Origin of the sequence: Pseudomonas fluorescens (assembly GCF_018614655.1) — a bacterium.
Taxonomy (GTDB): domain Bacteria; phylum Pseudomonadota; class Gammaproteobacteria; order Pseudomonadales; family Pseudomonadaceae; genus Aquipseudomonas; species Aquipseudomonas fluorescens_BX.
Genome location: NZ_JAGGOG010000003.1, coordinates 294,669 through 315,281 on the forward strand (window position 1 = coordinate 294,669; position 20,613 = coordinate 315,281).

Annotated in this window: 21 protein-coding genes; 14 read left to right on the forward strand and 7 right to left on the reverse strand. The window is 60.6% G+C overall.

Annotated features, from left to right (window positions below; genetic code table 11):
• The first annotated feature begins 264 nt into the window (after positions 1 to 264).
• The 4 genes from J7E41_RS03990 to J7E41_RS04005 all read left to right on the forward strand — a co-directional run bounded on the left by J7E41_RS03990 (position 265) and on the right by J7E41_RS04005 (position 3,793).
• Positions 265 to 1,062: a hydroxymethylpyrimidine/phosphomethylpyrimidine kinase gene (locus J7E41_RS03990; protein ID WP_214990286.1), complete on the forward strand. Its 798-nt coding sequence runs from the start codon at positions 265 to 267 to the stop codon at positions 1,060 to 1,062.
• An 18-nt stretch (positions 1,063 to 1,080) separates the two neighbouring features.
• Positions 1,081 to 1,707, forward strand: coding sequence for a thiamine phosphate synthase (gene thiE, locus J7E41_RS03995; RefSeq protein ID WP_214990288.1), 627 nt, complete (start codon positions 1,081 to 1,083; stop codon positions 1,705 to 1,707).
• Between the two features lie 21 nt (positions 1,708 to 1,728).
• Positions 1,729 to 3,012 carry a glutamate-1-semialdehyde 2,1-aminomutase gene (gene hemL / locus J7E41_RS04000; protein WP_214990290.1) on the forward strand — a complete coding sequence of 428 codons (1,284 nt, stop codon included), beginning with the start codon at positions 1,729 to 1,731 and terminating at the stop codon, positions 3,010 to 3,012.
• Between the two features lie 226 nt (positions 3,013 to 3,238).
• The gene (locus J7E41_RS04005) at positions 3,239 to 3,793 is read left to right on the forward strand and encodes a tetratricopeptide repeat protein (protein ID WP_214990292.1); all 555 of its coding nucleotides are present in this window, start codon (positions 3,239 to 3,241) and stop codon (positions 3,791 to 3,793) included.
• Between the two features lie 130 nt (positions 3,794 to 3,923).
• Here J7E41_RS04005 and J7E41_RS04010 read toward each other — a convergent pair whose 3' ends face one another.
• Positions 3,924 to 4,250: a DUF1820 family protein gene (locus tag J7E41_RS04010; protein ID WP_003215457.1), complete on the reverse strand. Its 327-nt coding sequence runs from the start codon at positions 4,248 to 4,250 to the stop codon at positions 3,924 to 3,926.
• Positions 4,251 to 4,381: 131 nt separating this feature from the next.
• Between J7E41_RS04010 and miaB the strand changes: the two genes are divergently transcribed.
• The 5 genes from miaB to lnt all read left to right on the forward strand — a co-directional run bounded on the left by miaB (position 4,382) and on the right by lnt (position 9,829).
• Positions 4,382 to 5,710 (forward strand): tRNA (N6-isopentenyl adenosine(37)-C2)-methylthiotransferase MiaB, encoded by a 1,329-nt coding sequence (gene miaB, locus J7E41_RS04015; RefSeq protein ID WP_155585147.1) that lies wholly within the window; start codon positions 4,382 to 4,384, stop codon positions 5,708 to 5,710.
• Between the two features lie 236 nt (positions 5,711 to 5,946).
• Positions 5,947 to 6,948: a PhoH family protein gene (locus J7E41_RS04020; RefSeq protein WP_214990294.1), complete on the forward strand. Its 1,002-nt coding sequence runs from the start codon at positions 5,947 to 5,949 to the stop codon at positions 6,946 to 6,948.
• The gene (gene ybeY / locus J7E41_RS04025) at positions 6,941 to 7,399 is read left to right on the forward strand and encodes an rRNA maturation RNase YbeY (protein ID WP_214990296.1); all 459 of its coding nucleotides are present in this window, start codon (positions 6,941 to 6,943) and stop codon (positions 7,397 to 7,399) included. Before J7E41_RS04020 ends, ybeY begins: the two co-directional genes overlap by 8 nt.
• A 58-nt stretch (positions 7,400 to 7,457) precedes the next feature.
• On the forward strand, positions 7,458 to 8,297 hold the full coding sequence (locus J7E41_RS04030) for an HlyC/CorC family transporter (RefSeq protein WP_005791724.1): 840 nt from the start codon (positions 7,458 to 7,460) through the stop codon (positions 8,295 to 8,297).
• 8 nt (positions 8,298 to 8,305) lie between these two features.
• A complete protein-coding gene (gene lnt, locus J7E41_RS04035) occupies positions 8,306 to 9,829 on the forward strand; it encodes an apolipoprotein N-acyltransferase (RefSeq protein WP_214990298.1) in 1,524 nt (507 codons plus the stop codon).
• Between the two features lie 42 nt (positions 9,830 to 9,871).
• Here the strand turns inward: lnt and J7E41_RS04040 are convergent, their stop codons facing one another.
• Both J7E41_RS04040 and J7E41_RS04045 read right to left on the reverse strand, forming a co-directional pair.
• Complete coding sequence (locus J7E41_RS04040) at positions 9,872 to 10,633, reverse strand: YdcF family protein (RefSeq protein WP_214990300.1); 762 nt, start codon at positions 10,631 to 10,633, stop codon at positions 9,872 to 9,874.
• A gap of 120 nt (positions 10,634 to 10,753) precedes the next feature.
• Positions 10,754 to 11,071 (reverse strand): hypothetical protein, encoded by a 318-nt coding sequence (locus tag J7E41_RS04045; protein WP_214990302.1) that lies wholly within the window; start codon positions 11,069 to 11,071, stop codon positions 10,754 to 10,756.
• A 261-nt stretch (positions 11,072 to 11,332) separates the two neighbouring features.
• Between J7E41_RS04045 and leuS the strand changes: the two genes are divergently transcribed.
• The 5 genes from leuS to J7E41_RS04070 all read left to right on the forward strand — a co-directional run bounded on the left by leuS (position 11,333) and on the right by J7E41_RS04070 (position 17,450).
• On the forward strand, positions 11,333 to 13,939 hold the full coding sequence (gene leuS, locus J7E41_RS04050; protein WP_214990304.1) for a leucine--tRNA ligase: 2,607 nt from the start codon (positions 11,333 to 11,335) through the stop codon (positions 13,937 to 13,939).
• An 89-nt stretch (positions 13,940 to 14,028) separates the two neighbouring features.
• Complete coding sequence (gene lptE, locus J7E41_RS04055; RefSeq protein ID WP_214990306.1) at positions 14,029 to 14,634, forward strand: LPS assembly lipoprotein LptE; 606 nt, start codon at positions 14,029 to 14,031, stop codon at positions 14,632 to 14,634.
• A gap of 39 nt (positions 14,635 to 14,673) precedes the next feature.
• Positions 14,674 to 15,711 carry a DNA polymerase III subunit delta gene (gene holA, locus J7E41_RS04060; protein ID WP_214990308.1) on the forward strand — a complete coding sequence of 346 codons (1,038 nt, stop codon included), beginning with the start codon at positions 14,674 to 14,676 and terminating at the stop codon, positions 15,709 to 15,711.
• 187 nt (positions 15,712 to 15,898) lie between these two features.
• Positions 15,899 to 16,063, forward strand: coding sequence for an alternative ribosome rescue factor ArfA (arfA, locus tag J7E41_RS04065; protein ID WP_003176285.1), 165 nt, complete (start codon positions 15,899 to 15,901; stop codon positions 16,061 to 16,063).
• Positions 16,064 to 16,124: 61 nt separating this feature from the next.
• Complete coding sequence (locus J7E41_RS04070; RefSeq protein ID WP_214990310.1) at positions 16,125 to 17,450, forward strand: lytic murein transglycosylase; 1,326 nt, start codon at positions 16,125 to 16,127, stop codon at positions 17,448 to 17,450.
• A 65-nt stretch (positions 17,451 to 17,515) separates the two neighbouring features.
• Here the strand turns inward: J7E41_RS04070 and J7E41_RS04075 are convergent, their stop codons facing one another.
• The 4 genes from J7E41_RS04075 to J7E41_RS04090 all read right to left on the reverse strand — a co-directional run bounded on the left by J7E41_RS04075 (position 17,516) and on the right by J7E41_RS04090 (position 20,605).
• Positions 17,516 to 18,448, reverse strand: coding sequence for a S66 peptidase family protein (locus tag J7E41_RS04075; protein WP_214990312.1), 933 nt, complete (start codon positions 18,446 to 18,448; stop codon positions 17,516 to 17,518).
• Positions 18,449 to 18,660: 212 nt separating this feature from the next.
• Positions 18,661 to 19,680 carry a lipoyl synthase gene (gene lipA / locus J7E41_RS04080; RefSeq protein WP_371132027.1) on the reverse strand — a complete coding sequence of 340 codons (1,020 nt, stop codon included), beginning with the start codon at positions 19,678 to 19,680 and terminating at the stop codon, positions 18,661 to 18,663.
• A 2-nt stretch (positions 19,681 to 19,682) separates the two neighbouring features.
• Positions 19,683 to 20,330, reverse strand: coding sequence for a lipoyl(octanoyl) transferase LipB (lipB, locus tag J7E41_RS04085; protein WP_214990314.1), 648 nt, complete (start codon positions 20,328 to 20,330; stop codon positions 19,683 to 19,685).
• Positions 20,330 to 20,605, reverse strand: coding sequence for a DUF493 domain-containing protein (locus J7E41_RS04090; protein ID WP_214990316.1), 276 nt, complete (start codon positions 20,603 to 20,605; stop codon positions 20,330 to 20,332). Before J7E41_RS04090 ends, lipB begins: the two co-directional genes overlap by 1 nt.
• Positions 20,606 to 20,613: the final 8 nt, after the last annotated feature.

Sequence of the window (20,613 nt, forward strand, 5' to 3'; positions counted from 1 at the left end):
CGGTTATGTCAAAAGCCCCCATTCCTTTTGAGAAGACGTATACCGGCATTACAGTTATTGTTTGAAACCACTCTAGCATAGCCGGTAAAGGCCAATGGACACCATTGAAATTAAAATCTGAAAGGCTCTAGTACGGGCGTTCCAGAACGTTTCCCGAGAGCAGATTGATGACTGATCAGGACCGCCCACACGCATTTTCAGTCGTGAAATTCAACCCGCGCCCAACAGCCACGCAAAAAGCGTTTGGTGGTAAGCTCGCGCACCATGAATATCTACAGCTCCCGCCCCGTTGTCCTCTGTCTCTCCGGCCATGATCCCAGTGGTGGCGCCGGCTTGCAGGCAGATATCGAAGCCCTGCTCGCCCAGGGTTGTCATGCGGCTCCGGCCATCACCGCGTTGACCGTGCAGAACACCGTCAATGTCAGTGATTTCCGCGTGCTTGACCGTGAGTGGGTGTTGGCCCAGGCCAACGCCGTGCTCGGCGACTCCCAAGTGGCCGCGGTCAAGCTGGGTATGCTCGGCTCCACGGCCATGGTCGACACCGTCGTCGAGTTGCTCAAGGAGCACCCGCACCTGCCGGTGGTCTGCGACCCGGTGCTGCGGGCCGGCGGCGGCGGCAGCCTGGGCAAGGACGAAGTCGGCTACGCCATGCGCGAACGGCTGTTGCCACTGTCGCTGATTGCCACCCCCAATCTGCCGGAAGCGCGCATCCTGGCGGAACTGCCCGAAGGCAGCGCCGACGAGTGCGCCGAGAAACTGCTGCCGTTCATCAAGCACCTGTTGATCACCGGCGGTCATGGCGACGAGCATGAAGTGCACAATCGCCTGTACAGCCGCGATGGCAGCCATCGGACCTTTACCTGCCAGCGTTTGCCCGGCAGCTATCACGGTTCCGGCTGCACTCTGGCCAGCGCCCTTGCCGGCCGCCTGGCCCAGGGCGAAGGCCTGGTCAGCGCGGTAGAGTCAGCGCTCAATTATACTTGGCGCACCCTGCGTGACGCCGAACAACTCGGCCAGGGGCAGTTTGTTCCCCGTCGCCTGCCGTTGGATTTCTGCTCGTAACATCAAGAGGCCTGCCCGATGAAACTACGTGGCCTTTATGCCATTACCGACAGCCAACTGTTGGCCGGCAAGTTCCTGGCCTACGTCGAAGCGGCGTTGGACGGTGGCGTGACCCTGCTGCAATACCGAGACAAAAGCAGCGATGAGGCGCGCCGCCTGCGGGAGGCCGAGAAATTGCGTGAGTTGTGTTCACGCTACAAGACTCAGTTGATCATCAACGACGACGCCGAATTGGCTGCACGCCTGGGTGTCGGCGTACACCTGGGCCAGACCGACGGCCCGCTGACGCCGGCCCGGGCATTGCTGGGGCGTGATGCGATCATCGGTTCCACCTGCCACAGCCAGATCGAACTGGCCGAACAAGCGGCCAAGGAAGGCGCCAGTTACGTCGCCTTCGGCCGCTTCTTCAATTCCAACACCAAGCCCGGTGCCCCGGCGGCCGACATTGAACTGCTGACCCAGGCCCGCGCCCGGTTGCACCTGCCGATCTGCGTGATCGGCGGCATCACCCTGGAAAACGCCGAGCCCCTGGTGGCCCACGGTGCCGACCTGCTGGCGGTGGTCCATGGCCTGTTTGGTGCCGACAGCCCTGCAGAAGTGACGCGCCGTGCCCGCGCCTTCAACGAACTGCTCAAGATTCAATAATCGATTTCAGAGAGCCCGATCATGTCCCGTTCCGAAACCCTGTTTGCCAATGCCCAGAAACACATCCCCGGTGGCGTGAACTCGCCCGTGCGCGCCTTCAAAAGCGTTGGCGGCACGCCGCTGTTCTTCAAGCACGCCGAAGGCGCCTACGTCACTGATGAAGACGACAAGCGCTATGTCGACTACGTCGGCTCCTGGGGCCCGATGATCCTCGGCCACAGCCACCCGGACGTGCTGGACGCGGTACGCAAACAGCTGGAACACGGCCTGTCCTATGGCGCCCCGACCGCCATGGAAACCGAGATGGCTGACCTGGTCTGCTCCATCGTGCCCTCCATGGAGATGGTGCGGATGGTCAGCTCCGGCACCGAAGCCACCATGAGCGCCATTCGCCTTGCCCGGGGTTTCACCGGCCGCGACAGCATCATCAAGTTCGAAGGCTGCTACCACGGCCACTCCGACAGCCTGCTGGTCAAGGCCGGCTCCGGCTTGCTGACCCAGGGTGTACCAAGCTCCGCCGGTGTGCCTGCCGCATTTGCCAAACACACCCTGACCCTGCCATTCAACGACATCGCTGCAGTCGAGCAGATGCTCAGCGAAGTCGGCCAGGAAGTGGCGTGCATCATCGTCGAGCCCGTGGCCGGCAACATGAACTGCGTTCCACCGGCCCCGGGTTTTCTCGAAGGCCTGCGGACCCTGTGCGACAAGCACGGCGTGGTGTTGATTTTCGATGAAGTGATGACCGGTTTCCGCGTCGCCCTCGGCGGTGCCCAGGCGCACTACGGCGTGACCCCGGACCTGAGCACGTTCGGCAAGATCATCGGTGGCGGTATGCCGGTGGGCTGCTTTGGCGGCAAGCGTGAAATCATGCAGCACATCGCCCCGTTGGGCCCGGTTTATCAGGCTGGCACCCTGTCCGGTAACCCGCTGGCCATGGCCGCCGGCCTGACCACCCTGCGCCTGATCAGCCGCCCGGGCTTCCACGCCGAACTGACCGACTACACCGCCCGACTGCTGGACGGCCTGCAACAGCGTGCCGATGCGGCCGGTATTCCATTCGTCACCACACAAGCGGGTGGCATGTTCGGCCTGTACTTCAGCGGCGCCGATGACATCGTCACCTTCGATGACGTGATGAGCAGCGATGCCGAACTGTTCAAGCGCTTCTTCCACCTGATGCTGGAAGGCGGTGTGTACCTGGCCCCGAGCGCCTTTGAAGCCGGTTTCACCTCGATCGCCCACGGTGACGCCGAGCTGAAACTGACCCTCGACGCAGCCGAACGTGCCTTCGCCGCCCTGAAATAAGCAGGCTTTAAACCTGACGTCGCCCATGGCGGCGTCAGATTTGCTACTTTGCTTACAGAACTTTCCTTCTTTTTCCGAGAAATTACCTGCAAACCGGCAGATAACTTGCCCACGCAGCAGAAAAACGAGTAAAGACTTTGTAAGCAGGGGCCTGCTTATTTCATAATGCGCGCTTATTGGATCCCCCTGTGGGTCCGCGCGCCCCGTCAGAGGTAAGTCGATTCCCATGAAACGCACCGGCCGCACCCTGGTTCTGGGCTGCCTGTTGCTCCTTCAGCCCCTGCTCGCGCATGCACAAGCAGGCGGCAACTCGTTGTTAATCCCAGCGATGGGTCGTTGCACCCTCAATACCCAGCCAGAAAGCCAGGCCGAAGCCCTGAGCGCGTGCCAGCAACTGGCCGACGGCGGGGATGCGCAGGCGCAATACGAGTTGGGCGAATTCTTCCACGACAGTAAAAACCCCTCCCTCGACCTCAACAAAGCCTTGAGTTATTTCGAGAAGGCCTCGTTGCAAGGCCACGCCCAGGCGCAATTCCAGCTGGGCAGCATGTTCTTCAAAGGCGAAGGCGTGCCGGCCAATAACGTTCAGGCGTATATCGTGCTGAAAATGGCCGCGGTCAACGGGGCCGAAGAGGCGCTGGATACCGCCGACGAAGTCGCCGAGCATATGCAGCGTGATGAGCTGGAAGTGGCGACCCAGGTGCTGGGGCAGATTTTCCGTAACTACCTGCAGGAACTGCAGAGCGCGGATGGGCGGTCGCCTTTCTCACCACTGCCCTGAATTCTGTAGCGCCTTCACTGACGCCTTCGCGAGCAAGCCCGCTCCCACATTCGACCGCGTTTCCACAGCTGGAATGCGGTCGAATGTGGGAGCGGGCTTGCTCGCGAAGGGGCCGACTCGATCTAAAGCCTTACTTCTCAGGCATTGGCATCGGAAACGGCATGACATTGCTCATGCCCCGGGCTTCGCTGATTTTCGGCGTGCCCAGACGCTCGACTTCATCGATGCGCACAATCGAATGCATTGGCACAAAACTACGCACCACGCCTTCGAACTGGGCCTTGAGTTTTTCCTCGCCGGGGTCGACGACCAGCTGTGTACGCTCGCCAAAGACGAACTCTTCCACTTCCAGGAAGCCCCACAGATCACTTTGATAGATCTGCTTGGCGTACATTTCGAACACCTGGCCCTGGTTAAGGAAAATCACCTTGTAGATTGGAGCTTCACGTTTGGTCATGGTGGGCGGGTAACACATCGGGGATATAAAAGAGGGCGCGAACTATAGCATGGCACCCGATGCACAGTGCTAGGAACCTATCGGCATGCCCCCTATAATGCGCGGTTCTTTACCACCAGTTGACGATCCCCATGGCCAAGAAGCTTTACATCGAAACCCACGGTTGCCAGATGAACGAGTACGACAGCTCGCGCATGGTCGATCTGCTGGGTGAACATCAGGCCCTGGAAGTCACCGCCCGCGCTGAAGATGCCGACGTGATCCTGCTCAATACCTGCTCGATCCGCGAGCGAGCCCAGGACCGTGTGTACTCGCAGCTGGGTCGCTGGCGCGAATTGAAACTGGCCAACCCGGACATGGTGATCGCCGTCGGCGGTTGCGTGGCCAGCCAGGAAGGTGCCGCCATTCGCGACCGCGCGCCCTATGTGGACGTGGTCTTTGGCCCGCAGACCCTGCACCGTCTGCCGGAAATGATCGACGCCGCCCGTATCACCAAGCTGCCCCAGGTTGACGTCTCGTTTCCGGAAATCGAAAAATTCGACCATTTGCCCGAGCCACGTATCGACGGCCCGAGCGCTTATGTGTCGGTGATGGAAGGTTGCAGCAAGTACTGCACCTTCTGCGTCGTGCCTTATACCCGCGGAGAAGAAGTCAGCCGACCGTTCGACGACGTACTGGCCGAAATCATCCACCTGGCCGAGAACGGCGTGCGCGAAGTGACCCTGTTGGGCCAGAACGTCAACGGCTATCGCGGCCAGACCCACGACGGACGCATGGCGGACCTGGCGGAACTGATCCGCGTGGTCGCCGCCGTCGACGGTATCGAGCGTATTCGCTACACCACCTCGCACCCGCTGGAGTTCTCCGACAGCCTGATCCAGGCCCACGCCGAAGTACCGGAGCTGGTCAAACACCTGCATTTGCCGGTGCAATCGGGCTCGGACCGCATCCTCTCGGCCATGAAGCGCAACCACACCGCCCTGGAATACAAATCCAAACTGCGCAAACTGCGCGCAGCGGTACCGGGCATCTGCATCAGCTCGGATTTCATCGTCGGCTTTCCTGGCGAGACCGAGAAGGATTTCCAGCAGACCATGAAGCTGATTGAAGACGTCGGTTTCGACTTTTCCTACTCGTTCGTCTACAGCCAGCGCCCAGGCACCCCGGCCGCCGACCTCGCGGACGAAACCCCGGAAGCGCTGAAAAAGGAGCGCCTGAACGCCCTGCAACATCGACTCAACCAGCAAGGCTTCGAGATCAGCCGCCAGATGGTGGGATCGACCCAGCGCATTCTGGTCACCGACTACTCGAAGAAAGACCCGGGCGAGCTGCAAGGTCGGACCGAGAACAACCGAATCGTCAACTTCCGTTGCGATAACCCGACCCTGATCGGGCAGTTCGCGGACGTGCATATTGATGCGGCCCAACCGCACTCGCTGCGCGGCTCGTTGATCAACTGACAACCCGACCTCAAGACAAATGAAGATCAAATGTGGGAGCTGGCTTGCCTGCGATAGCATCACCTCGGTGCACCTGATACACCGAGGTGCCTGCATCGCGGGCAAGCCCGGCTCCCACACAAGCCCGTCCACAGTAGAACTGCGCCGCACTCCGGCTATATAAGTGCTTTCGCACACCGGCTGCTGGCGTTATCCTTGATTTCATCCTAATTGCCCCAGGGCGGCTTAAAACGACCTTGAACGCACCCATAGAACCACATCGTTTCCTCCTCGAGCCCTTTGAGGCTCGCCGTTTCGCCAACCTGTGCGGACAGTTCGACGAGCATCTGCGCTTGATCGAACAGCGCCTGAGCATCGAGATCCGCAACCGCGGCAATCAGTTCGAGCTCATTGGTGAACCCCAACACACCACCTCTGCGGAAAACCTCCTGCGTCGCCTCTACCGGGAAACCAAAGGTAGTGAGCTGTCGCCGGAAACGGTACACCTGTACTTGCAGGAATCCGCCGTGGAAGACCTGGCCAACAACCCGGTGGCCGAAGCCAGCGTCGCGCTGCGTACCAAAAAAGGCATGATTCGCCCGCGCGGCTTGAATCAACAGCGCTACGTCAAAGAAATCCTCGGTAATGACATCAACTTCGGCATCGGTCCTGCCGGTACCGGCAAGACCTACCTGGCGGTGGCCTGCGCGGTCGACGCCCTGGAGCGCGAGCAGGTGCGACGCATCTTGCTGGTGCGCCCGGCGGTGGAAGCCGGCGAAAAACTGGGGTTCCTGCCCGGCGATCTGGCACAGAAGATCGACCCGTATCTGCGCCCGCTGTATGACGCCCTCTACGAAATGCTCGGCTTCGAATACGTGGCCAAGCTGATCGAGCGCCAAGTGATCGAAATCGCTCCGCTGGCCTATATGCGCGGCCGCACCCTGAACAACAGCTTCATCATTCTCGACGAAAGCCAGAACACTACCGTCGAGCAGATGAAAATGTTCCTGACCCGTATTGGCTTCGGCTCGACGGCCGTGATCACCGGCGACATCACCCAGGTCGACCTGCCCAAGGGCACCAAGTCGGGCCTGGGCCAGGTGATCGAAGTGCTCAAGGACGTGCCGGGCATCAGCTTCACTCACTTCATGCCCAAGGACGTGGTGCGTCACCCGTTAGTCCAGCGCATTGTCGAGGCTTACGAGCGCTTCGAACATCGCGACGACGGGCTGTCCAAGGACAACCGCCGCGATGCTTGAGCTTGATCTGCAGTTGGCCACCGAAGCGCCCGCCCCCAGCGAAGCACAATTCCGTCAATGGTGCACACTGGCCCTGCGCCAGCGCACCGCCGACTCGGAACTGACCATCCGCCTGGTGGACGAGCCCGAAGGCCGAGAACTGAACCACACCTGGCGCCAGAAAGACTACGCCACCAATGTGCTGTCGTTTCCCGCTGATGTCCCCGACGAGTTGCTGGATATCCCGCTGCTGGGCGATCTGGTGATTTGCGTCGAAGTGGTGGAGCGCGAGGCCAAGGAACAAGGCAAGGAACTTGAGGCCCACTGGGCCCATCTAGTCATCCACGGCTGCTTGCATCTCTTGGGTTACGACCATATAGACGATGAGGAAGCCGAGGAAATGGAAGCACTGGAACGAACGTTGCTTGCAGAACTGGGTCATCGTGATCCCTATGCAGACGACGAAAACTGATCGACACACACCTGAAACAACACTTAACTGAAACACATAAGGATTTAGAGTAATCGCTATGAGCGAAGACCGATCGAGCAACGGGCAAAAGTCATGGCTGGGGAAACTCACCCAGGCCTTTGCCCACGAGCCGAAAAACCGCCAGGAGCTGCTGGAGCTGCTGCGCGAGGCCCATCAGAACAAGTTGCTGGACAGCGAAGCGCTGGCCATCGTCGAAGGCGCCATCCAGGTGGCTGACCTGCAAGTACGGGACATCATGGTCCCGCGCTCGCAGATGATCAGCATCAAGGCGACCCAGACCCCTCGGGAGTTCCTCCCGGCCGTCATCGACTCGGCGCACTCGCGCTACCCGGTGATCGGCGAAAGCCATGACGACGTCATGGGCGTCCTGTTGGCCAAGGACCTGCTGCCGCTGATCCTCAAGGAGAACGGCGACAGCTTCAACATCAAGGACCTGCTGCGTCCGGCCACCTTTGTTCCCGAATCCAAGCGTCTGAATGTGCTGTTGCGCGAGTTTCGCGCCAACCACAATCACATGGCCATCGTCATTGACGAATACGGCGGCGTGGCGGGTCTGGTGACCATCGAAGACGTGCTGGAACAAATCGTCGGCGACATCGAAGACGAACACGACGTTGAAGAAGACAGCTACATCAAGCCGCTGCCCAGCGGTGATTTCCTGGTCAAGGCCCTCACGCCGATCGAGAACTTCAACGAGTTCTTCGATAGCGAATTCTCCGACGATGAGTTCGACACCGTCGGCGGCCTGGTGATGAGCGCGTTCGGGCATCTGCCCAAGCGTAACGAAACCACGGAAATCGGCGCCTATCGCTTTCGCATCCTGAATGCCGACAGCCGCCGGATCCATCTGATTCGCCTGACACCTATTGCCCGCTAAGGACTGACATGCGCCGTCTCACCGCACCCGGCTGGCCCGGTAACTTGCTGGCCGTGGTGGCCGGCGCCATCACCACCCTGGCGCTGGCGCCGTTCGATATCTGGCCGCTGGCGCTGGTGGCGGTCGGATTCTTCTATGCAGGACTTCGTGAGCTGATGCCACGCCAGGCCCTGGGCCGTGGCTGGTGTTTCGGTTTCGGCCTGTTTGGCGCCGGCACCAGTTGGATTTACTACAGCATTCACCACTTCGGCGGCGCCTCAGTGCTATTGGCCGGGTTGTTGATGCTGGCGTTTACCGCTGCGATCGCCTGGTTCTTTGCCCTGCCCGCCTGGCTGTGGGCACGCTGGTTGCGCCGTAACGAAGCGCCCCTGGCGGACGCCTTGGCGTTTGCCGCTTTGTGGGTCGGTCAGGAAGCGTTTCGCGGCTGGTTCCTCACCGGTTTCCCTTGGCTGTATTCCGGTTACAGCCAGCTCGACGGCCCTCTCACTGGCCTCGCGCCGCTGGGCGGCATATGGCTGATCTCCTTTGCACTGGCGCTGACAGCGGCATTGATCTGCAACCTGCCGCGTTTGCTGGCGGCCAAACGTAATATGTTTGTAGGGGCTGGCCTGGTGTTGCTGGTGGCTCCGTGGGCGATTGGCCTGGCGCTCAAGCATCACGCCTGGACCACACCCGCCGGCCCGGCACTGACGGTGGCGGCACTTCAAGGCAATGTGGCACAAAGCATGAAGTGGGACCCCGACCAGCTCAACGCACAGTTGGCGCTGTACCGTGACATGAGCTTTAGCTCCAAGCGTGTTGACCTGCTGATCTGGCCGGAAACCGCGATCCCGGTTCTCAAGGAGTCCGCCGAAGGCTACCTGGCCATGATGAGCAAGTTCGCCGCTGACCGGAACACCGCGCTGATCACCGGCGTGCCAATCCGCCAGGAAGTGCATCACCAGAAGCGCTACTTCAACGGCATCACCGTGGTGGGCGAAGGCGATGGCACCTATCTGAAACAAAAGCTGGTGCCGTTTGGTGAGTACGTGCCGCTGCAAGATCTGCTGCGCGGCCTGATCGCCTTCTTCGACCTGCCGATGTCGGACTTCGCCCGAGGGCCGGCCGATCAAGCCCTGCTGCAGGCCAAGGGCTATCAGATTGCGCCGTTCATTTGCTATGAAGTGGTCTATCCGGAATTCGCCGCCAGCCTGTCGGCTCGTAGCGACTTACTGCTGACCATCAGCAATGACACCTGGTTCGGCACCTCCATCGGCCCCTTGCAGCACTTGCAAATGGCCCAGATGCGCGCCCTGGAAGCCGGCCGCTGGATGATTCGCGCCACCAACAATGGCGTCACCGGCCTGATCGACCCGTTTGGCCAGATCACCGAGCAGATCCCGCAGTTTGAGCAGGGCGTCCTCTATGGCGAAGTGGTACCGATGCACAACCTGACGCCCTACCTGCAATGGCGGTCGTGGCCGCTGATCATTGTGTGCCTGGTGCTGTTTGGCTGGGCATTGCTGGCGGGCCGGATGTCGAAGACGGTCTGAAAAATTCACCCTGGACAATGTGGGAGCGGCGGTGTGGCTAAATTATCGGTAAAACATCCGATACCCCACCTGCCCCACCGCCTCATTCAATAACTGCCCGCTCTGCCATATCGACTTGAACTCCGGCATCCAGCCACCCAGTGGCCGGGCATTGTCCTCGCCCAGAAACCCGACGGGCGCCGGGACCACGGTGAACCCGGCCTTCTCAAAGCTCCAGCGGGAACGTGGCATGTGCCAGGCCTGAGTCACGACCACCACTCGCTTGATTCCTTGAGGCAATAGAATCTGCGCGCTCAGTTGGGCGTTTTCCCACGTGGTGCGACTGCTCTCCTCCTTCCAGCGAACGGTGACACCAAAGTCATCCTGCATCGACACCGCCATCAACTCTGCCTCGCTGGGCGGCGTGCCATAGTGCAAACCTCCACTGGTCAACACCGGCAACCCCGAAGCCTTGGCCAACCGAGCCGCGTAGCGTTGGCGCTCAAGGCCTATGCCGGTCGGCTGATCAGTACCCCAGGCCAAATCGCCGCGCTCACGACCAGAGCCCAGCACCACAATGGCATCGGCTCGCTGCGCCAGGGTTGACCATTCGTCGCGGGCCAACGGCGGTTCGGTCTCCAGGGCCTTCGAGCCCCATTGCACCACCACCGGCAAGCTCATCAACCACATCCCGCCAAAACCCAAGGCAAAGCATGCCCCAGCCAGACGCGGACGGCTGCGACGAAACCACCAGGCAAGAGCCAACAACAGCAAAAGAATGCCGGGCGGCAACAACAATTGTTTTATGAAATAACGAAAAGGCATCGGGCATCTCCAAAGATGCCCGAAGCCTAAGGTGTAACGGTGTTCAACGACAATCTTTACAAGAACGAAGCAGCTTCAGCTGCCAGGTGTTGCCGAGAAGGCAACAGATAACGCCATGCTTTACTTGAACCGCACGGACCGAAGCTTTTCCGGGCTTCGGCCGGTCGACAAGTCTTTCAGCCATACGACCTTGGCTGAGCGCAAAGACTCCGGGGCGGGCGGGGAAGCCACCCTATGAGCCCCATCGCGCTCGTTCAACTCCAGATAAACCTTGATCAATTCAAGCTCTGCCTGGCTCAAGCCACGCAGTTCCAGCTCCACAGGCCGCTCGTCACGCAAGCGACCTGCCGTTTTTGCTGCATCCAGTGCCCGACCCAAACGGTCGATGAGTCCTTCGTACAACTGCGGTTTCGTTAAAGTTCGCTGCAAATCAACCATCCCCTCACCTCATTGAAGATAAGTCTCACTCCCCAATAAACAGCGTAGCTGCGCAGGCGACACCCGCCCGGCGCCGCGACCAACGGCCTTAGGCGCGCAATCAGGGTTTCCCTCGATAGAGTGGGGTCATGTATGCTACGGCGCTTCCTGTAACTCCACTTCCAGCAGGGTTTGGGCCTGGCCGCGCCGTTTCCGGTGTCGATCACCCCGAACATTGCATTGAAGAGGATTAGGCCACCCCTATTCAGTTCAAAAGTAGCCATGCACGAACATTACCAGCCCCGTGAAATAGAAAATGCCGCCCAGTCGTTCTGGGACGAGCAAAAGTCCTTTGAAGTCAGTGAACAGCCAGGCAAGGAGACTTTCTATTGCCTATCGATGTTCCCTTACCCCAGCGGCAAGCTACACATGGGGCACGTGCGTAACTACACCATCGGCGACGTGATTTCCCGCTACCAGCGCATGCAAGGCAAGAACGTCCTGCAACCCATGGGTTGGGACGCCTTCGGCATGCCGGCGGAAAACGCCGCGATGAAGAACAACGTAGCGCCCGCCAAGTGGACCTACGAAAACATCGCCTACATGAAAACCCAGCTGCGCAGCCTCGGCCTGGCCGTGGACTGGTCCCGCGAAGTGACCACCTGCAAGCCTGATTACTACCGCTGGGAACAATGGCTGTTCACTCGCCTGTTCGAAAAAGGCGTGATCTACCGCAAGAACGGCACCGTTAACTGGGACCCGATCGATCAAACCGTCCTGGCCAACGAGCAGGTGATCGACGGTCGCGGCTGGCGTTCCGGTGCGCTGATCGAAAAGCGCGAAATCCCGATGTACTACTTCAAGATCACCGCCTACGCGGATGAACTCTTGTCGAGCCTCGACGACCTGCCGGGCTGGCCCGAGCAGGTCAAGACCATGCAGCGCAACTGGATTGGCAAATCCCGCGGCATGGAAGTGCAGTTCCCCTACAACGTCGACTCCATTGGCGAAGCGGGAGTACTGAAAGTTTTCACCACCCGTCCGGACACCCTGATGGGCGCGACCTACGTCGCCGTGGCCGCTGAACACCCGCTGGCCACCCTGGCCGCACAGAACAGCCCTGAGCTGCAGGCGTTCATCGCCGAATGCAAAGGCGGCAGCGTCGCCGAAGCCGACGTCGCCACCCAAGAGAAAAAAGGCCTGCCCACCTCGCTGTTCGTCGAGCACCCGCTGACAGGCGAGAAATTGCCGGTCTGGGTCGCCAACTACGTGCTGATGCACTACGGCGATGGCGCCGTAATGGCAGTGCCGGCTCACGACGAGCGCGATTTCGAATTCGCCACCCAGTACAACCTGCCGATCAAGTCCGTGGTGCGTACCAGCACAGGTGACACCCACCCGGCTCCGTGGCAAGACGCCTACGGCGAGCACGGCGAACTGATCAATTCCGGCGAGTTCGACGGTCTGGACTTCGAAGGTGCCTTCGACGCCATGGAAGTCGCACTGATCAAGAAAAACCTCGGAGCCTCGCGCACCCAGTTCCGCCTGCGCGACTGGGGCATCAGCCGCCAACGCTACTGGGGCTGCCCGATCCCGATCATCCACTGCGACACCTGCGGTGACGTGCCGGTGCCGGAAGACCAGTTGCCGGTCGTACTACCGGAAGACGTGGTGCCGGACGGCGCAGGTTCGCCGTTGGCGCGCATGCCCGAGTTCTACGAGTGCAGTTGCCCGAAATGCGGCCAGCCTGCCAAGCGTGAAACCGACACCATGGACACCTTCGTCGAGTCCTCGTGGTACTACGCACGCTACGCCTCGCCGCACTATGAAGGCGGTCTGGTAGAAAAATCGGCGGCCGACCATTGGTTGCCGGTAGACCAGTACATCGGCGGTATCGAACACGCCATTCTTCACCTGCTCTACGCGCGCTTCTTCCACAAGCTGATGCGTGACGAAGGCCTGGTGAGCTCCAACGAGCCGTTCAAGAACCTGCTGACCCAAGGCATGGTGATCGCCGAGACTTACTATCGCCGCGAAGCCAATGGCAGCTACACCTGGTTCAACCCGGCGGACGTCGAGTTGGAGCGTGACAGCAAGGCCAAGGTTATTAGCGCCAAGCTGATCGCCGACGGTCTGCCGGTGGAAATCGGTGGCACCGAGAAGATGGCCAAGTCGAAGAATAACGGCGTCGACCCACAGTCGATGATTGACCAGTTCGGTGCAGATACCTGCCGACTGTTCATGATGTTCGCCTCGCCGCCCGACATGAGCGCGGAATGGTCCGACTCCGGCGTAGAGGGTTCGCACCGTTTCCTCAAACGCGTCTGGCGCCTGGCGCACGCCCATATCAGCCAGGGCTTACCGGGCAAACTGAACGTGGCGGCCTTAAGCGATGAGCAGAAAGCCATTCGCCGCAGCACGCACCTGGCCATCAAGCAAGCCAGCCAGGACGTGGGCCAGCACCACAAGTTCAACACGGCCATCGCCCAGGTGATGACGCTGATGAACGTGCTGGAAAAAGCACCGCAGACCACCGAGCAGGACCGCGCGCTGGTACAGGAAGGCCTGGAAACGGTCACCCTGCTGCTGGCTCCGATCACGCCGCACATCAGCCACGAACTGTGGAACCAATTGGGCCACAGCGGCGCGGTAATCGATGCCGGCTGGCCGGTATCGGATGACAGCGCTCTGGTACAGGACACGCTGCAACTGGTGATTCAGGTCAACGGTAAACTGCGTGGCCATATCGACATGCCTGCCAGCGCCAGCCGTGAAGAAGTCGAAGCGGCCGCCCGCAGCAACGAAAACGTGCTGCGCTTTACCGAAGGCCTGACGATCCGCAAAGTGATCGTGGTGCCGGGCAAACTGGTCAATATCGTCGCAAGCTAATCGGATCGGGCGTCAGGGCATAACCCTGGCGCCGAACAAAACCTCCAGGGCCTCGATAAGGCCCACATGGTTTCAAGGGGAGCATCAAAATGATCAAACGCAACCTGCTGGTTATGGGCCTTGCCGTGCTGTTGAGCGCTTGCGGCTTCCAGCTACGTGGTACTGGCACCACCGAACTGACGATCAAGGAACTGGACGTCAGCGCCCGCAACGCCTACGGCGAGACCGTGACCCAACTGCGCACCACGCTGGAAGGCAGTGGCGTGAAGGTCTACACCGGCGCGCCGTACAAACTGGTCCTGGTCAACGAACAGGAAACCCAGCGTAACCTCAGCTACGCCAGCGCGGGCCGTGCCTCGGACATCGAACTGAACACCACGCTCATCTACGAGATCCAGGGTCATGACAGCTTGCCACTGACCGGTGGCAAGCTGGAAGTACAGAAAGTCGTGAGCCACGACGGCAACAACCTGGTGGGTTCGGACTCGGAAGCGATTCAGGTACGCAAGGAAATGCGTCGTGACCTGGTCCAACGCATGGTTCTGCGCCTGCAACAGCTGAGCCCGACACAACTGGATGCCCTGCAGCAAACTGCGGACGCCAAGGCCAAGGCAGATGCCGATGCGCTGAAAGCCGCGCAAGAGTATGAAAACAACACGCCGAAGCAGTCCCCAGTAGAAGTCCCTGCCGAGTAAGCTGAACGGGGCGCGTCATGCGCCCCGTCCGCACCGACTATGAAACTCGCCCCCGCCCAACTCGCCAAGCACCTGCAAGGCAATCTCGCGCCCGTCTATATCGTCAGTGGTGATGACCCGCTGCTGTGTCAGGAAGCCGCCGACGCTATTCGTGCCGCCGCGCGCCAACAAGGCTTCGACGAACGCCAGGTATTCAGTGCCGACGCCAGTTTCGACTGGGGTACGTTGCTGCAAGCTGGCGCGAGCATGTCGCTGTTTGCTGAAAAACGCCTGCTGGAACTGCGCCTGCCCTCAGGTAAACCCGGGGACAAAGGTGCAGCGGCGTTGATGGAATATTGCTCGCGCCCCGCCGAGGACACGCTGCTGCTGATCAGCTTGCCCAAGCTCGATGGCAGCGCGCAGAAAACCAAGTGGGGCAAGGCGTTGGTGGAGGGTCCGCAGACCCAGTTCATCCAGATCTGGCCAGTGGAAGGCAGTCAGCTGCCTCAGTGGATTCGCCAGCGCCTGTCCCAGTCCGGGCTGTCCGCCAGCCAGGATGCCGTGGAACTGATTGCCGCACGCGTCGAAGGCAACCTGTTGGCAGCCGCGCAGGAAATCGAGAAGCTCAAGTTGATGGCCGAAGGTGGGCAGATCACCGTCGAAACCGTACAAGGGGCCGTGGCCGACAGCGCGCGCTTTGACGTGTTCGGCCTGGTGGATGCAATCCTCAATGGCGAATCCGCCCACGCCCTGCGCATGCTCGAAGGCCTGCGCGGTGAAGGCGTGGAACCACCGGTGATTCTCTGGGCCCTGGCTCGGGAGCTGCGGTTGCTGGCCAATATCGCCCTGCAATACAGCCAGGGCACGCCGTTGGACAAGGCCTTCAGCCAGGCTCGACCGCCGGTGTGGGACAAGCGCAAACCCTTGATCAGCAAAGCCCTGCAGCGGCACTCAGCGCAACGCTGGGCGCAACTGTTACTCGAGGCCCAGCGCATTGATGCGCAGATCAAGGGACAAGCGGCGGGATCGCCGTGGATGAGCCTCAGTCGTTTGTCACTGCTTATGTCAGGACAGCGCCTGACATTACCAGCCGAATAACACTGTAGCCGCTGCCTAGGCACGAGGCTGCGATGCGTGTCCGCAGGACCGCCCTAGGGGGTCACTTCGTCGGAATGCCGCCCAAACCCATCGCAGCCTCGTGCCTCGGCAGCGGCTACAGGGCTGGACAGAATCGACGATTGGGCAGATGATTTGCGCCGCATCACCCACCCGGAGAGTACCCGTCATGAGCAAAAAGCCATCCAAGCATGGCCCCAACAAGGCCAAGTCCATCATCGCCCAACCCCTGTTCCGCAGTCGCCAGGAACGCGCAGGCAAGGGCAAAGGCAGCTACCGCCGCGAAGCCTTCCAGTCTAATAGCTGGGAGGCTTCTTACTTTCTGGCTGCCTGAAGGCAAGTGCCCCTCTGGCATGATAAGGTCTGCACCTGATTCGTATTTCCTGGACCTGTGCATGCCCTCTAGTCTTTCTCGTCGTTGGCACCTTCGCCAACTGATCGCTGCCTCCAGCCTCATTCTGTTAGTCGCCTGTGCGGAAAAACCCACCGCCGCAGACGCTCAACCCCTGCCTACCATGCAGACCGCTCCAGTAACCGCCCCTGCCGTGGTTGCGCCGTTGGCGGTGGACAATCTCGATATCCAGCCCACCCAGACCTTCGCCGAATGGCAAGCAGGCTTTCGTATTGAAGCCTTGAAGGCCGGTATCACACCCCAAGTGTTTGACACCGCGTTTGCCAACGTCACCCCTGACATGGCGGTCATCCGCGCCGACCGCAGCCAACCAGAGTTTTCTCGCCCGGTGTGGGAATACCTCGATGGCGCCCTGTCGCCATTGCGGGTGCGTAATGGCCAATCGCTGCTGATCAAGTACGCCGACACGCTGCAAAGCATCGAGCAACGCTATGGCGTCGATCGTCAGGCGCTGGTATCGGTGTGGGGCATGGAGAGCAACTTCGGCCAGTTCCAGGGCAACAATCTGGTGATCCGCTCACTGGCCACCCTGGCCTATGAGGGCCGCCGCCCGGCGTTTGCCCTGGCGCAACTGCTGGCGGCGCTGCAAATCATTCAGCACGGTGACATCCAGGCCGACCAGATGCGCGGTTCCTGGGCCGGGGCCATGGGCCAGACCCAGTTCATCCCCACCACCTACAACACCCACGCCGTGGACTTCGACGGCGATGGCCGCCGTGATATCTGGAACAGCCCGGCCGACGCCCTCGCCTCCACCGCGCACTACCTGCAGAGCTCCGGCTGGCAGAAAGGCCAGCCTTGGGGCTTTGAGGTACAGCAACTGCCGTTGAACTTTGATTACGCCCTGGCCGACGGCGCGGTGCGAAAAACGGTCGGTGAATGGCTGAAACTGGGGATCCAGGTGCCGGCCGGCGCCAGCGTGCCGCCCAACGTGGAACACCTCTCTGCCGCCCTGCTACTGCCTGCCGGCTATCGTGGCCCAGCGTTCCTGGTGCTGGATAATTTCCGCGCGATCCTCAAGTACAACAATTCATCGTCTTACGCACTGGCGGTTGGCTTGCTGTCGGAGCGGTTCGGCGGTGGTGGGTTGATTCGTGGGGCTTGGCCGAAAGACGAGCTGCCGTTGACCCGCTCGCAGCGCATTGAGCTGCAGACGGTACTCAGCGCTCAGGGTTACGATGCGGGGAACCCGGACGGGATCATTGGTGCCAACACGCGCAAGGCGATTCGAGCGGCACAGCAAGCGCTGGGCTGGCCGGCGGATGGGTATCCGACGGTGAAGTTGTTGGAGTCGTTGCAGAAACGCTGAACCAGCGTATGGCGACCACCGCCTTCGCGAGCAAGTCGAAGGCGGTCTAAAGGTCAACAAAGCCCTCAGGCCTTGAACACCACATCCTGCTCCACCACCAGCCTCTTCTCCCCCGCATCCAGTCTTACTCGCGCGCCCATCGGCAAGGTCAGGTTTGGGTCGCAATGCCCGCTTCGCCAGCCGGACAGCACGGGAATGCACAACGGCTCAAACGTCTGCTTGAGCAACCGCTCAAGCGCTGCGTTATCCACGCCCGCGACATCCCCCACCACCACACCAGCCAGTTGAGCCAACTTGCCCGCCAAGTGCAAATGGGTGAGCAAACGGTCAATGCGATACAGCGGCTCGTTAATGTCTTCGATAAACAGAATGATGCCCTCGGCATCAATCTCGTAGGCCGTGCCCATGACCGCCGCGATCATCGACAGGTTACCCCCCAGCAAGCGCCCACAGGCAATGCCTGGTTCGATTGTGGTCAACGGGTAGGCCACCGGGTGGACCAACTGGCTGCCCGCCTTCACCTGCCCCCGCAGCATGCTGAACAGTGACGACTCAGTAGGCTGCTGTTTTTCACCCAGCAAATCGGCGTTGAGCATCGGCCCGTGAAAGGTCACAAAACCGGCGTAGCGGCTAATCGCCAAGTGCAAGGCGGTGATGTCGCTGTAGCCGACAAAAGGTTTGGGGTTGGCCCGCAGCAGGTCGAAATCCAGGCGATCGAGCAAGCGTGGTGTGCCGTAGCCGCCGCGCAGGCAGATGATGGCATCGATTTCGGGATCGGCGAAAGCGGCGTGCAAGTCGCGCAGGCGCACTTCATCGCTGCCGGCCAGGTAGCCGTCACGTTCATACACACCAGAGAAGATCCGCAGCTCATGGCCGCGGGCGCGCATCCATTGCCCAGCCTTTTCCACGTCCAGCGCGGCGGGGCCGGCGGGTGCGATCAAGCCGATCACGCCTTCAGCGCGCAGAGCAGGTACGGCGGCCGCAAGTTGAGTCGTCATCCATGGTTCTCCCTATCTAGATAGCCAAGGCACTCTAACCAGCAACGGTGACTTATAGAAGACGCAGAAACAAATGTGGGAGGGGCGGTGCGACGATTCGACTTGCTCGCGAAGACGGTACGTCAGTTGGTACATCGTTGACTGACACGCCGCCTTCGCGAGCAAGCCCGCTCCCACACAAGCCAGTTACCACAGTGGATCTGCGGTGCGGCTTAGGAAACCAGGCTGGCCTTGACCAGTTTGGCCTGCTCATCAGCGTGGTACGAGGAGCGCACCAGCGGGCCCGAGGCAACGTTCTTGAAGCCCATCTTGTAACCTTCCTCGGCGAACCAGGCGAAGACGTCCGGGTGCACGAAGCGCTGCACCGGCAAGTGGCTGCGGGACGGCTGCAGGTACTGGCCCAGGGTCAGCATGTCGATGTCGTGTTCGCGCATGCGCTTCATGACTTCGATGACTTCTTCGTCGGTTTCGCCAAGGCCCAGCATCAAGCCGGATTTGGTCGGAATGTGCGGCATCATCTGCTTGAACTTTTGCAGCAAGGTCAGCGACCACTGGTAATCCGAACCCGGACGCGCGGCCTTGTACAAACGCGGCACGGTTTCCAGGTTGTGGTTGAACACATCTGGCGGCTCGGCCGCGGTGATTTCCAGGGCAACGTCCATCCGGCCACGGTAATCCGGGACCAGGGTTTCGAGCATCACATTCGGTGAGAGCTTGCGAATTTCGCGGATGCAGTCGGCAAAGTGCTGGGCACCGCCGTCACGCAGGTCGTCGCGGTCTACCGAGGTGATCACCACGTACTTGAGTTTCAGGTCGGCGATGGCGATGGCCAGGCTTTCCGGCTCGTTGACGTCCAATGGCTTCGGCCGGCCGTGGCCGACGTCGCAGAACGGGCAACGACGGGTGCAGATGTCCCCCATGATCATGAAGGTGGCGGTGCCGCCGGAGAAGCACTCACCCAGATTGGGGCAGGACGCTTCTTCGCACACGCTGTGCAGCTTGTGTTTGCGCAGCAGCGCCTTGATACGGTCGACTTCCGGCGAAACCGGGATACGCACGCGAATCCAGTCAGGTTTTTTCGGCAGCTCGGTGGTCGGAATGATCTTTACCGGGATGCGTGCAACCTTCTCGGCGCCGCGCAGCTTGACGCCGGCTTCCACCTTGGCACGCGGGGCCGGACGCTCGGTGATATCCAGCGTCGGGATCATGGTTTGCACTGCATCAGTAGTCATAATCAGTCGATTCCGCCCGTTAGGGTCGTCTGCTCAGCATAGTCGAGGTGTTTGACGAGCTGCGCGCGCAGCCGGGCACTTACCTCGGCAAATTCTATCGGGCCTGTGTGATCGCGCAGCTGGGTCATCGCCAGCCCGGCGTAGCCACAGGGGTTAATCCGTTGAAACGGTGCCAGGTCCATGTCCACGTTCAAGGCCAGGCCATGAAAGGAACAACCGTGGCGGATCCGCAGGCCCAGGGAGGCGATTTTCGCGCCATCGACATACACACCAGGCGCATCGGGCTTGGCCACTGCAGTCACGCCGTAACTGGCCAACAGCTCGATCAGGCAGGTTTCCATGCGGCTGACCAGGTCACGCACACCGAAACCCAGCTTGCGTACATCCAGCAGCAAATAAGCGACAAGCTGGCCGGGGCCATGGTAAGTCACTTGGCCACCTCGGTCGACCTGCACCACCGGAATATCCCCCGGCAACAACAGATGTTCGGCCTTGCCGGCCTGCCCCTGAGTGAAAACCGGCGGGTGTTCTACCAGCCAGATTTCATCGTCGGCAGCAGAGCCGCGCTCATTGGTGAACCGCTGCATGGCGTGCCAGACAGGCTCGTAGGCCATCCGGCCGAGCTCGCGAAAGCCCAGGACCTGTGACATCACAACACCATGTGTACGAAGCCGGTAGCCCGCAGTTCGCTGTTGATGTTGTAGAGCTGGTCCTGATCAGTCGCAACGATATGCAACTGAATGGTGGTGTACTTGCCGTTGGAACTGGAACGCTCATCCACACGGTTATCGTTGATCGTCGCGTGTTTCCTGACGATCTCAAGGATCTTTTCCTTGTGGCCCACACCCGTATCGCTGATCACTTTGACTGGATAATCAGTCACCGGGAATTCGATCTTTGGCGCCTTTACTTCGGTATCGGTCATGGCGTAAC